The 237-nt window shown below is 41.8% G+C and carries 1 protein-coding gene; it reads right to left on the bottom strand.

From position 1 onward, the window contains the following. Nucleotides 1-237: transposase (locus tag KQI94_RS16435; RefSeq protein ID WP_216454703.1), on the bottom strand; the 237-nt coding region annotated here is incomplete at both ends.

Genomic DNA, 237 nt, shown 5'->3' with positions numbered 1-237 from the left:
AATAAATACTCTTGCGTATGGCCAAGGGGAAATCATAGAAAGTGAGCAAGTGATCGTTCGAAAGAATCGATTCAACCCCTTTTGGATAGCTAGTTTTCCATTTTTCCGCAAAAGCACCACGTGCTTCCAACGCCACCTCTTTAGATGAGGCTTGATACATCATTTTAAAATCATCACAGACTTCCTTACGATCATCGACACGCACTTTGTGACTGATATTACGGGAAACGTGTACAC

Origin of the sequence: Enterococcus sp. S183_ASV_20, assembly GCF_018919685.1 — a bacterium.
In the GTDB taxonomy this organism is placed as follows: domain Bacteria; phylum Bacillota; class Bacilli; order Lactobacillales; family Enterococcaceae; genus Enterococcus; species Enterococcus faecalis.
The sequence above is the reverse complement of the archived record's forward strand: the minus strand, read 5'-3'. Positions and strand labels throughout refer to the sequence as shown.